Source organism: Pseudoselenomonas ruminantium (assembly GCF_900113715.1).
Taxonomy (GTDB): domain Bacteria; phylum Bacillota; class Negativicutes; order Selenomonadales; family Selenomonadaceae; genus Selenomonas_A; species Selenomonas_A caprae.
This window is the reverse complement of sequence record NZ_FOQK01000015.1, coordinates 12,569-29,319: the sequence shown is the minus strand read 5'-3', so window position 1 is coordinate 29,319 and position 16,751 is coordinate 12,569. Positions and strand designations below refer to the sequence as shown.

The following is a 16,751-nucleotide window of genomic DNA, read 5'->3' as shown; positions in this document are numbered from 1 at the left end:
AACAGAGTTTTTTTGTCAGCCCAACAGGACGTCGCGATTGTCGAGGATGGCCTTGCCAGCGGTGCAGGCCGGGCAGAAGCAGGTGTCGCCGCCTTGGGCCTTGACCTCATGTGCCTGTGCCAGCATGGCTGTGGCCTGCTCTTCACCGAAAAGCTTCTTGGCTTCATTGGAAGCGAAGAACGGGATGACATCATCGATGCTGCAAACGTCGGCCTCAAGCTCAGCAAGCAGTTTCCGGGCGGCGTCTTTTTCACCTGCCTGATCGACAGCGGCAAGGTAGGCTTCAGCAGCTTCCTTGAGTCCGCTGTAGCAGCTCGGGGCCGCGATGACAGCGCGCACCTCCTGGAGGAGTTCTTCTTTTGTCATAGCATAAACCATCCTTTCTGTCTGTGTTCAGATACTATGTCTATCAGGTCCAACATATCATTTCCCCGTTGAATTGTCAAATACTGTAAGTATGCTTGTTTACACTATTGCATTATTTTTCCTGAAATGGGTTGACGAATGCAAAGAAAAGGTATATTATACAATATAAATTAAACATATCTGATAAGTATATTTTAGGGGGCGGATGGATGGCCGGGAGAAAATTGTGTGTGGGAGAAGTTCCTGCTGGCGTCATGGCTGAGATCTTCAAAATCTTGCAGCGCATCAGCTACGGTGAAGTGGTTTTGGTCGCGCAGGATGGAATTTTGGTCCAGGTGGAGTGGAAGGAAAAACTGCGGATCGAAAGTTTTGGCTGCCAGCGGGACGAGAAGGTATGGAGTGAAAAACAATGCCAGCATGTTGCCGAGCATATCCGGCAGGAATTCTGCCGTCTGCAGTATGGGCGGCTGGTCATCGTGGTGAAGCGTGGAAGCGTCGTGCAGATGGAGCGGACGGAGAAACAGCGCTTTACCGGATTGGATGGTGAGGGCATCTGAATGTTCTGCCAGGCAGCATGACAGATTTGACAAATGGCTTGAGCCGATATAGACTATTAACAATCGAAAGAAAGCATATATGATAAATATGATTAAACGGATAACCGCAGGTCATTCGAAAAACGAAAGCCTATGGAGCCGTACAGGAACCGCGAGGATAAGTCTGAGAGTTCTGTGCGTCCATAGGCTTTTTTCGTATATGTTTCTGATATAGGTCATTAGTATGAAGGATGAGGAGTGTTTGAAATGAAGGCGAAAAAATGGTTTGGACTTGCGGCAGGTTTGGTATTGGCCATGGGGGCGCTGACGGGGTGCGGCGGCAATGCAACGGCAGACAGCGGCAGCGCTGGCAAGGAGTTCCTCAATGTCTCCTATGACCCGACCCGTGAGCTCTTCGCGGAGTTCAATGCGAAGTTCAAGGAGGAATGGAAAAAAGAATCCGGCGAAGACGTGACCTTCTCCCAGTCTCATGGCGGTTCGGGCAAGCAGGCCCGGTCGGTGCGCGATGGGCTCGAGGCAGATGTGGTCACGCTGGCCTTGGCCTATGACGTGGATGAGATTGCCCAGGCAGGTCTCATCGACAAGGACTGGATCAAGAAATTCCCCGATAACTCGGCACCTTATACCTCGACGATCGTCTTCCTGGTGCGCAAGGGCAACCCGAAGAACATCCACGACTGGAACGACCTGGTGCGGGACGATGTGCAGATCGTGACGCCGAATCCGAAGACGTCAGGCGGTGCCCGCTGGAACTATCTGGCAGCTTGGGAATATGCCAAGGAGCATAACAATGGCGATGAGGCCAAGATAAAGGATTTCCTCAAGGTACTGTTCAGCCATGTGGTGGCACTGGATTCCGGTGCCCGTGGTGCAACGACTTCCTTCGTCCAGCGCGGGCAGGGGGATGTCTTGATTGCCTGGGAGAATGAAGCCCTGCTGTCGGCGAAGGATGCACCGGACGATTATGAGATCGTAGTGCCGTCCATCAGCATCCTGGCGGAGCCGTCGGTGGCGGTAGTCGATGAAGTGGTGGAGCGCAAGGGCACGCGTAAGCTGGCCGAGGCCTACATCAACTTCCTCTACAGCAAAGAGGGCCAGGAAATCGCCGCTAAGAATTTCTACCGTCCCCGTGACAAAGAGGTGGCCGCTAAGTATGCTAAGGTATTCCTGCCCCTCAAGCTCGTGACGATCGATGAGGCTTTTGGCGGCTGGACAAAGGCCCAGAAGGAGCATTTCGCCGATGGCGGTACCTTTGACCAGATCTATGAGAAGAAATGACACGGTGAAGGAGGCAGGAAAGTGAGCAGTTTCAGCAATAAGAAAGTCATTCCGGGATATCGCTTTACCTGCGGCATCACATTCTTTTATCTCTCGCTTATCTTATTGATTCCGCTGGCCGCTTTTGTCCTGTATACCGCAGGCATGGGCTGGGAGAAATTTTTTGCAGTGGTGCTGGATTACCGCGTCTTCCATGCGTATTATATCAGCCTGCTGACGGCACTGGCGGCAGCGGTGATGAATGGTGTCTTCGGGTTGCTGCTGGCCTGGGTGCTCGTCCGCTATGAGTTCTTCGGCAAGGGGGTTCTCGATGGCCTTATCGATCTGCCCTTTGCCCTGCCCACGGCGGTGGCGGGCATTGCGCTTACGACGCTCTATGCGGAAAACGGCTGGCTGGGCCAGTACCTGTATGCATTTGGGATTCCCTCGGCCTTTTCGCCGCTGGGCATTACGTTAGCGATGGTCTTTGTGGGCCTGCCCTTTGTGGCCCGCAGTGTCCAGCCGGTGCTGCGGGACCTCGACCCGCAGGTGGAGGAGGCGGCATCTTTGCTGGGGGCAGGCGATTGGCTGACCTTTCGCCGTGTAATTTTTCCTGAGCTGGTATCGCCGCTGCTCACGGGTTTTTCTTTGGCCTTTGCCCGGGGGGTCGGCGAGTACGGCAGCGTGGTTTTCATTGCGGGCAATCTTCCCTATGAGACGGAAATCGCACCGCTCTTGATCATGGCTAAGCTGGAGCAGTTCGACTATCAGGCAGCGGCGGCCATTGCGCTGGTGCTGCTGCTCTTGTCCTTTGCCATCTTATTGCTCATCAATGGGTATCAGCGCTATCGCGTGCAGAAACAGGGGGTGTGAAAGTTGGCAGTGAAACCGCATAAATTCAGTCAATGGGGGCTTATCGGACTGGCTGCTGCCTTCCTGCTGGTCATGCTGGTGCTGACGCTGGTCCTGGTGGCCAGCGAGGCGTTGGCCAAGGGCTGGCAGGCTTATCTGGCCGCTCTCGACGAGCCCTTTGCGCGCAAGGCGCTGTATCTGACCTTAGAGGCAACGGTGGCGGCGGTGCTTGGCAATACGGTATTTGGCCTGGCTTCGGCCTGGCTGCTCACGAAATACGATTTCCGCGGCAAGGCTTTTTGGAGTTCGCTGCTGGATCTGCCTTTTGCCATTTCTCCGGTGGTGGCCGGTTTGCTGTTTGTCATCCTGTTTGGCCGCATGAGTCCCCTCTATCCCTTCCTGCGGGCTGAGCACATCGCGATCATCTTCGCGGTGCCGGGCATCATCCTCGCCACGGTGTTCGTGACCTTTCCGTTCATCACCCGGGAGCTGGTGCCGGTCATGGAGGCCCAGGGGCGCAGCGAGGAGGAGGCTGCGGCGACGATGGGGGCCAGCGGCTGGACGATTTTCCGGCGGGTGACCCTGCCGAATATCAAGTGGGCGTTGCTCTATGGCGTGATACTCTGTACCGCCAGGGCCCTGGGGGAATTCGGTGCGGTGTCGGTAGTTTCGGGACATATCCGGGGCAAGACGAATACCCTGCCGCTGCATATCGAAATCCTCTATAACGAATACAATTTCACGGCGGCCTTTGCCGTGGCATCGATTCTGGTGATTCTGGCCGTCATCATCCTGATCCTGCGGAATCTGGTGGAATGGCGGGCGAAACGGGGGCTAAGAAATGGCAATTGAAGTAGAACTTAAACATATCCATAAGAATTTTGGCACGTTCAAGGCCTCAGATGACGTGAATCTGACGGTGGAAAAGGGAAAACTTATCGGCCTCTTGGGACCGTCGGGCAGTGGCAAGACCACCATCCTGCGCATGATTGCAGGCCTCGAGCATCCCGACAGCGGGGATATCTTCATTGCGGGCAAGCGGGTCAACGACCTGCCGGCGGGGAAGCGCGGCATTGGTTTTGTGTTCCAGAACTACGCATTGTTCCGCCATATGACGGTATGGGAAAATATCGCCTTTGGGCTCAAGGTACAGAAGGTGCCGCCAAAGGAAATTGCCGCGCGGGTGGATAAGCTTGTGGAGCTTATTGGGCTTAAAGAATTTGCCACCCGTTATCCGCAGCAGCTTTCAGGGGGCCAGCGGCAGCGGGTAGCCTTTGCACGGGCCTTGGCCCCAGAGCCGGAGCTTCTGTTATTGGATGAACCTTTTGCGGCTATCGATGCGAAGGTGCGCAAGGAACTGAGACAATGGCTGCGGGCCACCATCCATCAGCTGGGCATCACCAGTATCTTTGTCACCCATGACCAGGATGAGGCGGTGGAGGTGGCCGATGACATCATCATCACGAATCACGGCCATGTGGAGCAGGCTGGTTCGCCAGCTGCCATCTATCAGCATCCCGAGACGCCCTTTGTGGCGGATTTCATCGGTGAGTCGGTGCATGTTCCCGACTATACGGTGTTCAAGGGATTTACGAATGGCGCAGGCAGCCATGAGGGCATCCTGCGGCCGGAATTCCTGGAGATTGCTGCCGAGGAGGAGGAAATCCTGATGCCCCTGGCGGCGGAACAGGGCACGGTCAGGGCCACCTATTTCCGGGGCAGCAGCCTGCAAGTGGTGGTGGAGGTCAAAGGCCAGCTCTTATATGGCTGGCGCAGCCTCGAAAAGAAACCCTTGCAGGAGGGGGACCGGGCGCTGGTTTTGATTCACCGCGTCTACAGTTTCGCCGGCGGGAAGACCCAGATCATTGAAAACCGGGCGAAACAGGAAGAGTCGGTGGTTATTTGATACAGGATGTGAAAGACGAATGGAAGTTTTGGATAAGACAGCCGATGTGCTGATTGTGGGCGGCGGTGCCGCTGGCTGCTATGCGGCCATTACCTTGGCCACAGACCATCCGGAGCTCAGGGTGCTGTTGGTGGATAAGGCCGGCATCAAGCGCAGCGGCTGTCTGGCTGCCGGGGTCAATGCCCTGAATGCCTATATCACGCCGGGGCACAGTCCCGAGGATTATGCCGATTACGCGGCGAAAGACGCGGCGGGCATTGTGCGCGATGACCTGCTGCTGACGATGTCCCAGGGGCTCAACGAAGTGACCCGTCATATGGAAGAGCTGGGACTTGTCATCCTGAAGGATGAGCGGGGCCAGTATGTCTCCCGTGGGTGGCGCAATCTCAAGATAAATGGTGAAAATATCAAGCCGCTGCTGGCGATGGCGGTGCGCAAGAGTAAAAATGTAGAAGTGCTGGAACATGTAAGTGTCGTCGACTATTTGCAGGCTGATGATGGCTCGGTGACTGGCGCCTGGGGCGTCGGTGTGCGGCAGGAGAAGTTGTATTTCCTGCGGGCCAAGGCCGTCATCTGTGCCACGGGCGGTGCGGCCGGGCTCTACCGGCCCAATCATCCGGGCCGTTCCCGCCACAAGATGTGGTACAGTCCCTTCAATACCGGGGCTGGCTATGCCATGGGCCTGCGGGCTGGCGCGGAGATGACGACCTTTGAGATGCGGTTCATCGCCCTGCGCTGCAAGGGTACCATTGCGCCGACGGGAACATTGGCCCAGGGCGTCGGCGCGGCTCAGGTCAACGCAGCGGGGGAGCGCTATCAGCATAGATACGGCAATACGACGTCAGAACGCCTGTATGCCGTGGTCAGCGAGAATCTGGCCGGGCGGGGCCCCTGCTATCTGGAAACCGAGGGCATCACCAAGGTGCAGCAGGCTTCGCTGGAGCGGGCCTATCTCAACATGGCACCGGCCCAGACCATGAAGTGGCGCGAGACGGGGCTAGGCCCTGCCAGCGCCAATGTGGAGGTGGAGGGCTCCGAGCCCTATGTGGTGGGCGGCCATACGGCCAGCGGCTATTGGATCGATGCGGTGCGGGCGACGACGCTGCCGGGGCTGTTCGCAGCTGGCGACGTGGCTGGCGGCTGCCCGCAGAAATATGTGACCGGTGCTTTTGTGGAGGGAAAGATTGCTGCGGAAAGTGCCGCCGCCTATGCGGAAGGGCAGGGGCAGCCAGACCTTCCCCCAGTGGTCCGCCAGAGGATTTTGGACCGGGTCACGGCACTGCTGAAGCCACCAGCAGCTAGTCCGCTGTTTACGGCGGCGGGGCTTGAGGAGGCCATGCAGCAGGTCATGGATGAGTATGCAGGGGGGATTACCACTGGCTATCGCTATACGGAAAGGCAGCTGGACCTGGCGGCCAAACACATCGGGCGGCTGACAAGGCTCAGTGAGGACTTGCGGGCGGCGGATGGCTATGAGCTGGTGCAGCTCTTTGAACTGCAGGAGCGGCTGCTCATCTGCCGCGTGCTCATCGAGCATCTGAAGGCCCGCCGGGAGACGCGTTGGCACTCCTTTGCCGAGAATCTTGACTATCCGGGCAAAGATCCGGCGCTGGAAAAATATGTCAATTCGCGGCTGGAGGAGGGAAAGGTGAAAATCATCTATCGGGATCTGGTCAAGCGGGGGGAACGGTATGAGCATCAGTATTGAACCGGAAAAGTGCGTGGGCTGCGGCCGCTGCACGGAGGTCTGTCCGGGAAATCTATTGGAAGTGACGGCGGGGAAAGCCGCCATCCGCGAGGTGCGGGACTGCTGGGGCTGCACGGCCTGCGTCAAGGAGTGCCCGCGGGATGCGATTTTCTACTATCTGAGCGCTGATCTTGGCGGTGCTGGCGGCCGGCTTTATGCCCATGATTCGGCGGCGTCGCTTACCTGGCAGCTAAGACTTCCCGATGGCAGTGAGCAGGAAATCATCGTAGCAAAAAATAAAGCAAATGCGTATTGAGGTTAGGAGACGATAACAATGGCAATGGATCATTTGGATCAACTGGAGGCGGAGAGTATCTACATCCTCCGGGAGGCGTATAAGAAATTGGGCAAGCTGGGCATGCTCTGGTCAATCGGCAAGGATTCGACGGTGCTGCTGTGGCTGGCCAAGAAAGCCTTTTACGGCCATGTACCCTTTCCCTTCATCCATGTGGATACGAAACACAAGATTCCCGAGATGATTGCCTACCGCGACCGGGTAGCCAAGGAATTGGGCCTGGACCTCATCGTCCATACGAACTGGGAGGCCATACATGCGGGCATCGGCCCCGACAAGGGGCGTCTGGCCTGCTGCAAGGCCCTCAAGACCGAAGGCCTCCGTCAGGTGGTGAAGCAGCACGGCTTTGACGGTCTTATCGTCGGGGTGCGCCGCGACGAGGAGGGCTCCCGCTCCAAGGAGCGGGTTTTCTCCGAGCGTACCCAGGATGATGGCTGGGACTACACCAACCAGCCGCCGGAGCTCTGGAATCAGTTCAAGACGGATTTCCCCAAGGGCAACCACATCCGCGTGCATCCGATTCTTGCTTGGAGTGAGCTGGATATCTGGGAATACATCCGCCGGGAGAATATTCCCATCATCGACCTGTATTTTGCCAAGAACGGCAAGCGTTACCGCAGCCTGGGCTGTGCCTGCTGCACGGGACAGATTGAGTCGGAGGCTGATACCCTTGACAAGATCATTGAAGAATTGAAACATACGAAGACTGGCGAGCGTGCCGGGCGTAAGCAGGACCAGGAAGATGCTTATGCGATGCAGAAACTGCGTAAAGAGGGGTATATGTAATGGATGAGAAATTGAAACAAGAAGGTCTGCATATCGTGGTGGTCGGTCATGTGGATCATGGCAAATCGACGGTCATCGGCCGTCTGCTCTACGATACGGATTCCCTGCCCCAGGGCGCAGTGGACAAGGTCAAGCGCATCGCCAGGGAAACGGGCAAGCCCTTTGAGTATGCCTATCTCCTCGATGCCTTTGAGGAAGAGCAGAAACAGGGCATCACGATTGATACGACCCAGATTCAGTTTGCGACGAAAAAGCGCGAGTACGTCATCATCGACGCACCGGGTCATAAGGAGTTCCTCAAGAATATGATTTCGGGGGCAGCCAATGCCAATGCGGCTCTCTTGATTGTTGATGCCAAACAGGGGGTGCAGGAGCAGTCCAAGCGCCATGGCTATATGCTGTCCCTGCTGGGCATCGAGAAGGTCTATGTGGTTGTCAACAAGATGGATTTGGTGGACTACTCCGAGGAAGTATTCCACAAGGTTGCTGACGATATGAAGGAGTTCCTGGAACCGCTGGGGGTAAAGCCCCTGCGCTATTTGCCGGTATCGGGGTATCAGGGCGACAATATCGCCGCCGAGTCGGCCAATATGCCTTGGTATGATGGCCCGGTGCTGCTGGATTCTCTCGATTTGCTCGAGGCCAGCAAAGAAATTATCGACAAGGATCTGCGCCTGCCCATACAGGATGTGTTCAAATTCGACGACCGCCGCATCATTGCCGGACGCATCGAGGCCGGCAAGCTCGCCGTGGGCGATGAGATCGCCATCTACCCATCGGGGCGCCGCACGGTCATCCAGTCCATTGCCTACTGGCAGGAGCGGGACAAGAAGGAGCGCGCCTTGGCCGGGGAATCCACGGGCATCATCGTCCGGGATGAGTTCTTCAACCAGCGCGGTGAGATCATCACGACGCCTGGGGCCAAGGCCCCCCACGTGTCCAACCGCCTGCGGGCCTCGATATTCTGGATGGGGCGCAATCCTCTGCGCAAGGGCAGTACCTACAAATTAAAGCTTGCCACCCAGGAGGTGGAGGCCGAGGTGGCTGACATCGTCAAGACCATCGATGCGGCCAATCTCGACAGCCGCGAGGGAGCCAAGGAACTGCGGCTGAACGATGTGGCAGAAGTCATCCTGAGCCTCAAGGAGGCCATTGCCTTTGATGTGTTCCAGGAGCATCAGGCAACGGGCCGGTTCGTGCTGGTGGATGGCTATGATGTGGCCGGCGGCGGTATCGTCGTCGCCGCCGAAAAGGCCGACGAGGGGGCAGGCTTCGCCTTTGTGAACGGCGGCATCCGCGCCCGGGGCGATGTCTTCGATGAATTCTACTACGATATCGAAAGCTACAACGTCACGAAGGTAGCCGCAGCCGTCAAGAAACCCTATCAGGTGGGGGATGAGATTCCCCGCCGGGGCATCAGCTACGAGTATCCGGCCGATTTTGACATCCTTATCCTGCGCGACCAGGTAGCGGTTTCGGTGCGGCAGGGCAGGATCGAATCTATCCTGCCGCTGGCGGACTATGAGTATTCGGGGCGGCCACTGATCAATGGCCGCGGCTTTGGCATCAAGGTCTATAAGGCCAAGGAGCTGAAGGAAATGCTGTCGGTCTATCGGGAACTGGCCTCGAGCCACGTGGAACCTCGCGTAAAAGCTGCGTTTGCTAACCGTTATTTCTTCCTGAACCAATACCGCCGCTTGCAGTTCTACTTTGACTATGTTATCTGAGTAATTTGCAATTTTGCGTAAGCTGACGTATAATAGTCAAAGACAATTGCACAGCAAGGGGAGCTTGCCGATGGGGACATCACAGCAGGCTGAGAGGGAGGTTACGACTCCGACCCATAACCTGATTTGGATAATGCCAACGTAGGGATGAGCGGTGAATGATACGTGTAAACCGAAGGGAACTTGCCAATCAGGCAGGTTCCCTTTTTCGTGCAGGTTTTACAGGAGGATGCAGATGGTCAGGATAAATGGTGAGGACAAAGCGGCAGCAGGCAAAAGCCTCTGTGATTACCTCCAGGAGGCGGGCTATGACAGCCGGGCGATTGCCGTGGAATACAATGAAGTCATCCTGCCGAAGGCGGACTATGAAACGACGGTGCTGCAAGACGGCGATGTGGTGGAGATTGTCTGCTTCATGGGCGGTGGCTGAGTGGTCAATGGGCCGGAAACAGCGTGGAGAGGAGTAATGACAGATGGAAAAACAGGAAGATTGTTTGGTGATTGGCGGGCATAGGTTCCACTCCCGCTTCATCCTTGGCTCGGGCAAATACTCGCTGCAGCTCATTGAGGCTGCCGTGCGGGATGCCGGGGCGGAAATCGTGACACTGGCCGTGCGCCGGGCCAATACGAAGGAGCAGGAAAATATCCTTGACTATATACCCGAAGGCGTGACCCTTTTGCCCAATACCTCGGGGGCGCGCAACGCCGATGAGGCCGTGCGCATCGCGCATTTGGCCCGGGAGCTTGGCTGCGGGGACTTCGTCAAGATCGAGATCATGCGGGATTCGAAGTACCTGCTGCCTGACAATGCCGAGACTATAAAGGCGACGGAACGGCTGGCCAACGAAGGCTTTGTGGTCATGCCCTATATGTATCCGGATCTAAATGTCGCCCGGGACCTGGTGGAGGCCGGGGCGGCGGCCGTCATGCCGCTGGCGGCGCCAATCGGTTCCAATAAGGGGTTGGCCACGAAAGAGTTCATCCAGATCCTCATCGATGAGATCGACTTGCCGATCATCGTCGATGCCGGCATCGGCAAGCCCTCCGAGGCCTGTGCGGCCATGGAGATGGGGGCGGCCGCTATCATGGCCAATACGGCGCTGGCCACGGCAGGCAATCTGCCGCTGATGGCTGCGGCCTTCAAGGACGCCATCGCCGCTGGCCGCAAGGCCTATCTGGCGGGACTGGGCCGCGTGCTGACCCGCGGGGCTGCTGCCTCGGACCCCCTTACTGGCTTTTTGCACGACTGAGGAGGCGCGTCATGGAAAATCAGTTTTTTGTCGACTCGGAAAAACTAAGCGAAGGGGCACTGGCCAAGAAGCATCAGCTGGAACAAGATCCAGCCAGCCGTAAGGACCCGCTGGAATACTTCCCCGACATGGAGCAGATCGATTCGCCAGTAAGGGCGCGGGTCATCGCGGCGATGGAGGCCTACGATTACGCTTCCTATACGGCCGCTGATGTGCGGCGGGCGCTCAATCATGACAGCTGCACGGTGGAGGATTTCAAGGCCTTGCTGTCGCCAGCGGCGCAGCCCTTCCTCGAGGAGATGGCCGCGCGGGCACGGCTGGAAACAAGCCGTCATTTCGGCAACACGGTCTATCTGTTCACGCCGCTCTACATCGCCAACTACTGTGAGAATTACTGCGTCTACTGCGGCTTCAACTGCTACAATGACATCAAGCGCTTGCAGCTCGATGCAGGGCAGATCGAGCATGAGATGCAGGTCATCGCTTCATCGGGTATGGAGGAAATCCTGCTGCTCACTGGGGAGAGCAAGACCAAATCCAATGTTTCCTATATTGGTGAGGCCTGCAAGCTGGCGCGCAAGTATTTCAAGAACGTGGGCCTGGAAATCTATCCCGTCAACACCGAGGATTACAGATACCTCCACGAATGCGGGGCCGATTATGTCACGGTGTTTCAGGAGACCTATGACCTCAAGAAATATGAGACGCTGCATCTTCTGGGCCATAAGCGCGTCTGGCCTTACCGCTTTGAGGCCCAGGAACGCGCCTTGCGCGGCGGGATGCGCGGCGTCGGCTTTTCGGCCCTCTTGGGCCTGTCGGATTTCCGCAAGGATGCACTGGCTACGGCACTGCATGTCTATTATCTGCAGCGCAAGTATCCCCAGGCGGAGTTTTCCCTTTCCTGTCCGCGCCTGAGGCCCATCATCAACAACGACAAGATCAATCCGCTGGACGTCGGCGAGCGGCAGCTCTGCCAGATCCTCTGCGCCTATCGCATCTTCCTGCCCTTTGCCGGCATAACGGTCTCCTCCCGGGAGAGTGCCGCCTTCCGCAACGGCATTGCCAAGATCTGCGCGACGAAGATTTCCGCGGGGGTGTCCACGGGCATTGGGGACCATGAGGAAAAATATACGGGCAAGGATGAAGCGCGCACCGGCGATGAGCAGTTTGAAATCTGCGATACCCGCAGTCTGGCGGCCATGTATGCGGATATGGCCGCCGAGGGCTTGCAGCCGGTGCTCAATGACTATCTCTATGTGTAGGGAAAAAAATGACAAGTCAATCTTTGACAAGTCAGGATTTGACCGGTCAACCATTGACTTGTCAAAAGTCATCGCCATTACGGACCGCAAACAATGTACCGGGGATTTTGACAGGCGGCTGGCTCGGATTGCCGCTCAGGGCCCCCGGGCCATCGTGCTGCGGGAAAAGGATCTGGCGGCAGAAGAGTATGCAAAACTCGCCCGGAAAGTCATGGGAATCGGCAGGCAGTACGGTGTGCCGGTCATCCTGCATGGACAGGCTGCTGTTGCCCAGGGGTTGAAGGCGGATGGCCTGCAGCTGCCGCTGCCTCAGCTGCGGCAGCTTTCGCCAGCGGAGCGGTCAGCATGGCAAGTCCTTGGCACCTCCTGCCATTCCCTGGATGAGGTGGAGGAGGCCCAGCGCCTTGGCTGCTCCTATCTGGTGGCGGGGCATATCTATGAAACAGACTGCAAGCAGGGCCTTCCGGGACGGGGCTTGGATTTCTTGCAGGCGGCCTGCCAGGCGTCAGCACTCCCTGTCTATGCCATCGGCGGCATCACGCCGGCAAGATTGGCGGCGGTGCTGGCTGCCGGGGCAGCTGGTGCTTGTGTGATGAGCGGATTGATGCAGGGCGAGACCTGGCTTTACAAAAAATAAAAAATAGTTGACATTTCGTAGGCGTTGTTGTAAGATATCACTATCGATTTGTAAAACATATCGGTTTAATATGATTGAACGGTATCACCGTAGGTCATTCGATAAACGGAAGCCTATGGGAAACGCTCAGGGCATGGAACACCACTGTGGAATCTTTTCACGAGGTGTATTTATGGATAACTTGGCGTTTCTCATAGGCTTTTTCTAGTACGTGGAGGTAGAGAAAATGAAACTGACGGTCAATGGCGAAGCTCTGGAAATCGAGAAATCCATCAATGTAAGAGAACTGCTGGTGGTGGCAAAGGCCGACCAGCCGGAATATGTAACGGTGCAGCTGAATGGGGAATTCGTGGATCATTCGGGTTTTGACAATACCTTTGTGGGAGATGGCGATACGGTGGAATTCCTGTACTTCATGGGAGGCGGTGCAAGATGAGTGTCAGCTTGACGAATGAACAGATTGAGCGCTATTCCCGCCATATCATCCTGCAGCAGGTGGGCGGCAAGGGCCAGGAAAAACTGCTGGGAGGCAAGGTGCTGGTCATCGGCACTGGCGGCCTTGGTGCCCCGGCGGCCATGTATCTGGCTGCCGCCGGCGTTGGCCAGATTGGCCTGGTGGATTTCGATGTGGTTGACCTTTCCAATCTGCAGCGCCAGATCATCCATCAGACGAAGGATGTGGGCAAGCCCAAAATCCAGTCGGGCAAGGAGACCATTGCCGCGATGAATCCCGATGTAACGGTACATACTTACAATGAGCTGGTGACTTCGGCCAACATCCGCGACATCATCCGGGACCAGGATTACGATTTCATCATCGATGGCACGGATAATTTCCCGGCGAAGTTCCTGATCAACGATGCCTGTGTCATGGAACAGAAGGCTTACTCCCATGCGGGAATCATTCGGTTCCAGGGACAGCTCATGACCTATGTGCCGGGACAGGGGCCCTGCTACCGCTGCGTATTCCCGGCAATGCCGCCGAAGGACGCGGTACCCACCTGCCGCCAGGCAGGCGTGCTCGGTGTCATGGGCGGTATCATTGGCACCCTGCAGGCAACGGAGGCCCTCAAGTATATCCTCGGTGTCGGCGATTTGCTCAATGGTTATCTGCTGACTTATGATGCGCTGACCATGACCTTCCGCAAGGTCAAGATTCCGCACAATCACGATTGCGCGGTCTGCGGCGATCATCCGACCATCACGGAGCTCGTCGACTATGAGCAGCCGGCCTGCGACCTGCGCAATCATTAAGGAGGGAGTGCGATGGTGATTGACCTGAGATTAACAGATTATCTGGAAATGGTGCGTCATGCCCGCGCCACAGCCCCCATTGAGGATTGCGGGCTGCTGGGCGGCCGGATTGAAGGCGATGTCAAGAAAGTGGAGAAGGTCTTTTATCTGACGAATACCGACCAAAGCGCAGAGCATTTTTCCTTGGACCCCAAGGAGCAGTTTGCGGCGGTCAAGGAACTGCGCGAGCAGGGCCTCGTGCTCCTGGGCAATTGGCACAGCCATCCAGCCAGTCCCTCCCGCCCTAGTGAGGAGGACAAGCGGCTGGCCTTCGATACCCAGGCAAGCTATTTTATTTTATCCCTAAATGGCGGTGAGCCGGTGCTCAACAGTTTCCAGGTCAGCCGCGATAAAGTGGTGACGAAGGAAGATTTGCGGATTCGCTGATGATATGTGTGATATTTAGGAGGAATTACGATGGCAGTTGATTATAAAGAGCTCAAAAAGGGCGGCTTCATGCGGCAGAGACAGAAGGATCGTTTTTCCATGCGCCTCAAGTCCGTGGGCGGTCACTTTACGGCGGCCCAGCTGGCCACCGTGCAGCAGGTGGCGGAGAAGTTCGGTCAGGGCTATGTGCATCTGACGAGCCGGCAGGGCATCGAAATCCCTTTCATCAACGTGCAGGATATTGATGACGTCAAGAAAGCCCTGAAAGCAGGCGGCGTGGAGGTAGGCGTCTGCGGCCCGCGCGTGCGCACGATTACGGCCTGCCAGGGAGCGGCTGTCTGCCCCTCCGGTCTCATCGATACGGTCAAGCTGGCCAATGAATTTGATAAGCGCTATGGCGGCCGCGAGCTGCCCCATAAATTTAAGTTCGGTTTCACGGGTTGCCACAACAACTGCTTGAAAGCCGAGGAAAACGATATGGGCATCAAGGGCGGCGTGCGTCCTGAGTGGAAATCGGATGCTTGTATCTACTGTGGTGTTTGTGGGGCTGTGTGTCCCGAGAAAGCCATCGAAGTGGATAAGGGGGGCAAGAAATTGACGCTGGCTTTAGAGAAATGCGTTTACTGCGGCAAGTGCATCAAGAGCTGCCCCACCGATGCTTGGACGGGCGAGAATGGCTTTGTCGTTTCGTTTGGCGGGCTCTATGGCAACCGCATTGCCGTCGGCCGTCATTTCCTGCCGATTATTTTTGATGAAGAGAAACTCTACGAGATTGTCGATGTCGCCTTGAAATTCTTTGAGGACAACGCGAAGCCCAGCGAGCGGTTTGCCAATTGCCTGGACCGCGTGGGTTGGGAGAAGTTTGAGCAGGCAGTGGAGGAAGTATTATGAGTGAAGCATGGAAGATTGATGATACGATTGACATCACCGATGTCGTTTGTCCGATTACGTTCGTGAAGGTCAAGATGGCCCTCGAAGATTTGGACGATGGGCAGATCCTGGGCGTTCATCTCAATGAAGGCGAGCCCATCCAGAACGTGCCGCGCAGCCTGAAAGATGAAGGGCATAAGGTCCTGTCGGTCAGCCAGGCCGCCGATGGCACCTATGACCTCGTCGTGCAAAAAGGTGGGCGGGAGTTATGAGATTCACGACCCGGCTGCTACACGATTCCTTTGGCCCCGATAAAGCTACGGGCGCTGTGACGCAGCCCCTTTACCAGAGTACGGCCTTTTATCAGGAAACGGCCGAAGATATGGAAAAGATCTTTGCCGGGCGTAAGCCCGGTTTTGTCTACACCCGGGTGGGCAATCCGACCATTGCCAGCTTTGAGATGCGCATCCGCTCCCTGGAGGGCGGTGTCGGCGCTGTGGCCTGTGCTTCGGGTATGGCGGCGGTTTCCCAGGCAGTACTCAATGTCGTTTCTCAAGGGGATGAGATTGTGGCCTCGGGGGGCCTTTATGGCGGCACCAGTTCGATTTTCCGGGATCTTTCCGAATTTGGCATTCGGGTGCACTATGCCAAGGGGGATGCGCCGGCTGATTTTGCGGAGCTTATCACGGAGCGTACGCGGCTCATCTACGCGGAGACCATCGGCAATCCAAAACTCAATGTGGTGGATATTGAGGCACTGGCAAAGCTGGCGCACAGCTATGATATTCCGCTGTTTGTGGACAACACCGTCACGACACCCTATCTTTGCCGGCCGCTCGCGTTAGGCGCCGATGTCGTAATCCATTCGACATCGAAAGCGCTGAATGGCAATGGCAATTCCGTGGGGGGCATCGTCATCAGCGGCGGCCGTTTCAAGTGGGACCCGGCGCGGTTTCCGAAGTTCCGCCAGTTCCAGTTCGGCCCCATGAGTTTTAGCGTGCGGCTGCGCATGCGCATGGTCACCGACTATGGTGGCTGTATGGCGCCGTTTAATGCCTATCTGACGGGCATCGGGCTTGATACGTTGGCCTTGCGCCTGGATCGGGCCTGTACGAATGCGCGGGAACTGGCCAGGTTTTTGCAGGCCCAGGGACTGGCGGTCAATTATCCGGGCCTCGCTGACAGTCCCTGGCATGAGACGGCGGCCAAGCAGTTTGGCAAACATTTCGGCACGCTTTTGACCGTGCGGCTCGGCACCAAGGAAAAAGCGTACCGGTTCATCAACGCGCTGAACTATGCGCTCAATGTCTCAAATATCGGCGATGCCCGCACGCTGGTCGTCCATCCGGCTTCGACGATTTTTGCCCATGCCAGTGAGGCGGAAAAGGACTATGCCGGTGTCACCAGCGACCTGGTACGCATAAGCGTTGGTCTGGAGGATGCGGAGGATCTGCTGGCGGATTTTGGGCAGGCGCTGGCGAAGCTGGCTGAGTCATGAGGGGGCTATGAAACGGTTTTGATTGACAGATATACGTCTGTATGCTACCATGAAACAAGAA

20 protein-coding genes are annotated in these 16,751 nt (G+C 56.7%); 19 read left to right on the top strand and 1 reads right to left on the bottom strand.

The window, feature by feature from the left end:
• Positions 1-15: 15 nt before the first annotated feature.
• Complete coding sequence (locus BM181_RS09050) at positions 16-366, bottom strand: heat-shock protein Hsp90 (protein WP_075444132.1); 351 nt, start codon at positions 364-366, stop codon at positions 16-18.
• 209 nt (positions 367-575) lie between these two features.
• Between BM181_RS09050 and BM181_RS09045 the strand changes: the two genes are divergently transcribed.
• From BM181_RS09045 to BM181_RS08955, 19 genes are all read left to right on the top strand, one after another.
• Complete coding sequence (locus BM181_RS09045; RefSeq protein ID WP_075444129.1) at positions 576-923, top strand: YezD family protein; 348 nt, start codon at positions 576-578, stop codon at positions 921-923.
• Between the two features lie 246 nt (positions 924-1,169).
• Positions 1,170-2,201, top strand: coding sequence for a sulfate ABC transporter substrate-binding protein (locus tag BM181_RS09040; protein WP_075444126.1), 1,032 nt, complete (start codon positions 1,170-1,172; stop codon positions 2,199-2,201).
• A gap of 21 nt (positions 2,202-2,222) precedes the next feature.
• The gene (cysT, locus tag BM181_RS09035) at positions 2,223-3,053 is read left to right on the top strand and encodes a sulfate ABC transporter permease subunit CysT (RefSeq protein WP_075444123.1); all 831 of its coding nucleotides are present in this window, start codon (positions 2,223-2,225) and stop codon (positions 3,051-3,053) included.
• A gap of 9 nt (positions 3,054-3,062) precedes the next feature.
• The gene (cysW, locus tag BM181_RS09030; RefSeq protein ID WP_082336250.1) at positions 3,063-3,884 is read left to right on the top strand and encodes a sulfate ABC transporter permease subunit CysW; all 822 of its coding nucleotides are present in this window, start codon (positions 3,063-3,065) and stop codon (positions 3,882-3,884) included.
• A complete protein-coding gene (locus tag BM181_RS09025; protein WP_197018703.1) occupies positions 3,874-4,938 on the top strand; it encodes a sulfate/molybdate ABC transporter ATP-binding protein in 1,065 nt (354 codons plus the stop codon). The genes cysW and BM181_RS09025 overlap by 11 nt, the downstream gene beginning before the upstream one ends.
• Positions 4,939-4,957: 19 nt before the next feature.
• Complete coding sequence (locus tag BM181_RS09020; RefSeq protein ID WP_075444117.1) at positions 4,958-6,646, top strand: adenylyl-sulfate reductase subunit alpha; 1,689 nt, start codon at positions 4,958-4,960, stop codon at positions 6,644-6,646.
• A complete protein-coding gene (locus BM181_RS09015) occupies positions 6,630-6,941 on the top strand; it encodes an indolepyruvate ferredoxin oxidoreductase subunit alpha (RefSeq protein WP_033170729.1) in 312 nt (103 codons plus the stop codon). The genes BM181_RS09020 and BM181_RS09015 overlap by 17 nt, the downstream gene beginning before the upstream one ends.
• Positions 6,942-6,959: 18 nt before the next feature.
• Entirely contained in the window at positions 6,960-7,766 is an 807-nt protein-coding gene (gene cysD, locus BM181_RS09010; protein WP_231473887.1) for a sulfate adenylyltransferase subunit CysD, read from the top strand.
• Complete coding sequence (locus BM181_RS09005) at positions 7,766-9,493, top strand: sulfate adenylyltransferase subunit 1 (protein ID WP_075444114.1); 1,728 nt, start codon at positions 7,766-7,768, stop codon at positions 9,491-9,493. Before cysD ends, BM181_RS09005 begins: the two co-directional genes overlap by 1 nt.
• A gap of 235 nt (positions 9,494-9,728) precedes the next feature.
• Positions 9,729-9,923, top strand: coding sequence for a sulfur carrier protein ThiS (thiS, locus tag BM181_RS09000; protein WP_033170731.1), 195 nt, complete (start codon positions 9,729-9,731; stop codon positions 9,921-9,923).
• Positions 9,924-9,966: 43 nt separating this feature from the next.
• The gene (locus BM181_RS08995) at positions 9,967-10,743 is read left to right on the top strand and encodes a thiazole synthase (RefSeq protein WP_075444111.1); all 777 of its coding nucleotides are present in this window, start codon (positions 9,967-9,969) and stop codon (positions 10,741-10,743) included.
• A gap of 11 nt (positions 10,744-10,754) precedes the next feature.
• Complete coding sequence (thiH, locus tag BM181_RS08990) at positions 10,755-12,005, top strand: 2-iminoacetate synthase ThiH (RefSeq protein WP_033170733.1); 1,251 nt, start codon at positions 10,755-10,757, stop codon at positions 12,003-12,005.
• A complete protein-coding gene (locus BM181_RS08985; protein ID WP_082336248.1) occupies positions 11,998-12,642 on the top strand; it encodes a thiamine phosphate synthase in 645 nt (214 codons plus the stop codon). Before thiH ends, BM181_RS08985 begins: the two co-directional genes overlap by 8 nt.
• A gap of 226 nt (positions 12,643-12,868) precedes the next feature.
• Positions 12,869-13,078, top strand: coding sequence for a sulfur carrier protein ThiS (gene thiS, locus BM181_RS08980; RefSeq protein WP_033170735.1), 210 nt, complete (start codon positions 12,869-12,871; stop codon positions 13,076-13,078).
• Positions 13,075-13,896, top strand: a complete 822-nt coding sequence (locus BM181_RS08975) for a HesA/MoeB/ThiF family protein (protein WP_075444105.1) — start codon at positions 13,075-13,077, stop codon at positions 13,894-13,896. The genes thiS (BM181_RS08980) and BM181_RS08975 overlap by 4 nt, the downstream gene beginning before the upstream one ends.
• 12 nt (positions 13,897-13,908) lie before the next feature.
• A complete protein-coding gene (locus tag BM181_RS08970; protein WP_082336247.1) occupies positions 13,909-14,322 on the top strand; it encodes a M67 family metallopeptidase in 414 nt (137 codons plus the stop codon).
• Positions 14,323-14,352: 30 nt separating this feature from the next.
• Positions 14,353-15,213, top strand: coding sequence for a 4Fe-4S binding protein (locus BM181_RS08965; protein WP_075444102.1), 861 nt, complete (start codon positions 14,353-14,355; stop codon positions 15,211-15,213).
• Positions 15,210-15,464: a sulfurtransferase TusA family protein gene (locus tag BM181_RS08960; protein WP_033170738.1), complete on the top strand. Its 255-nt coding sequence runs from the start codon at positions 15,210-15,212 to the stop codon at positions 15,462-15,464. Before BM181_RS08965 ends, BM181_RS08960 begins: the two co-directional genes overlap by 4 nt.
• The gene (locus BM181_RS08955) at positions 15,461-16,690 is read left to right on the top strand and encodes an O-acetylhomoserine aminocarboxypropyltransferase/cysteine synthase family protein (RefSeq protein WP_075444099.1); all 1,230 of its coding nucleotides are present in this window, start codon (positions 15,461-15,463) and stop codon (positions 16,688-16,690) included. The genes BM181_RS08960 and BM181_RS08955 overlap by 4 nt, the downstream gene beginning before the upstream one ends.
• Positions 16,691-16,751 lie beyond the last annotated feature (61 nt).

Coding starts and splice junctions, on each gene's coding strand:
- BM181_RS09050 (WP_075444132.1), bottom strand. CDS start 366: ATGACAAAAGAAGAACTCCTCCAGGAGGTGCGCGCTGTCATCGCGGCC.
- BM181_RS09045 (WP_075444129.1), top strand. CDS start 576: ATGGCCGGGAGAAAATTGTGTGTGGGAGAAGTTCCTGCTGGCGTCATG.
- BM181_RS09040 (WP_075444126.1), top strand. CDS start 1,170: ATGAAGGCGAAAAAATGGTTTGGACTTGCGGCAGGTTTGGTATTGGCC.
- BM181_RS09025 (WP_197018703.1), top strand. CDS start 3,874: ATGGCAATTGAAGTAGAACTTAAACATATCCATAAGAATTTTGGCACG.
- BM181_RS09020 (WP_075444117.1), top strand. CDS start 4,958: ATGGAAGTTTTGGATAAGACAGCCGATGTGCTGATTGTGGGCGGCGGT.
- BM181_RS09015 (WP_033170729.1), top strand. CDS start 6,630: ATGAGCATCAGTATTGAACCGGAAAAGTGCGTGGGCTGCGGCCGCTGC.
- cysD (WP_231473887.1), top strand. CDS start 6,960: ATGGCAATGGATCATTTGGATCAACTGGAGGCGGAGAGTATCTACATC.
- BM181_RS09005 (WP_075444114.1), top strand. CDS start 7,766: ATGGATGAGAAATTGAAACAAGAAGGTCTGCATATCGTGGTGGTCGGT.
- thiS (WP_033170731.1), top strand. CDS start 9,729: ATGGTCAGGATAAATGGTGAGGACAAAGCGGCAGCAGGCAAAAGCCTC.
- BM181_RS08995 (WP_075444111.1), top strand. CDS start 9,967: ATGGAAAAACAGGAAGATTGTTTGGTGATTGGCGGGCATAGGTTCCAC.
- thiH (WP_033170733.1), top strand. CDS start 10,755: ATGGAAAATCAGTTTTTTGTCGACTCGGAAAAACTAAGCGAAGGGGCA.
- BM181_RS08985 (WP_082336248.1), top strand. CDS start 11,998: ATGTGTAGGGAAAAAAATGACAAGTCAATCTTTGACAAGTCAGGATTT.
- thiS (WP_033170735.1), top strand. CDS start 12,869: ATGAAACTGACGGTCAATGGCGAAGCTCTGGAAATCGAGAAATCCATC.
- BM181_RS08975 (WP_075444105.1), top strand. CDS start 13,075: ATGAGTGTCAGCTTGACGAATGAACAGATTGAGCGCTATTCCCGCCAT.
- BM181_RS08970 (WP_082336247.1), top strand. CDS start 13,909: ATGGTGATTGACCTGAGATTAACAGATTATCTGGAAATGGTGCGTCAT.
- BM181_RS08965 (WP_075444102.1), top strand. CDS start 14,353: ATGGCAGTTGATTATAAAGAGCTCAAAAAGGGCGGCTTCATGCGGCAG.
- BM181_RS08960 (WP_033170738.1), top strand. CDS start 15,210: ATGAGTGAAGCATGGAAGATTGATGATACGATTGACATCACCGATGTC.
- BM181_RS08955 (WP_075444099.1), top strand. CDS start 15,461: ATGAGATTCACGACCCGGCTGCTACACGATTCCTTTGGCCCCGATAAA.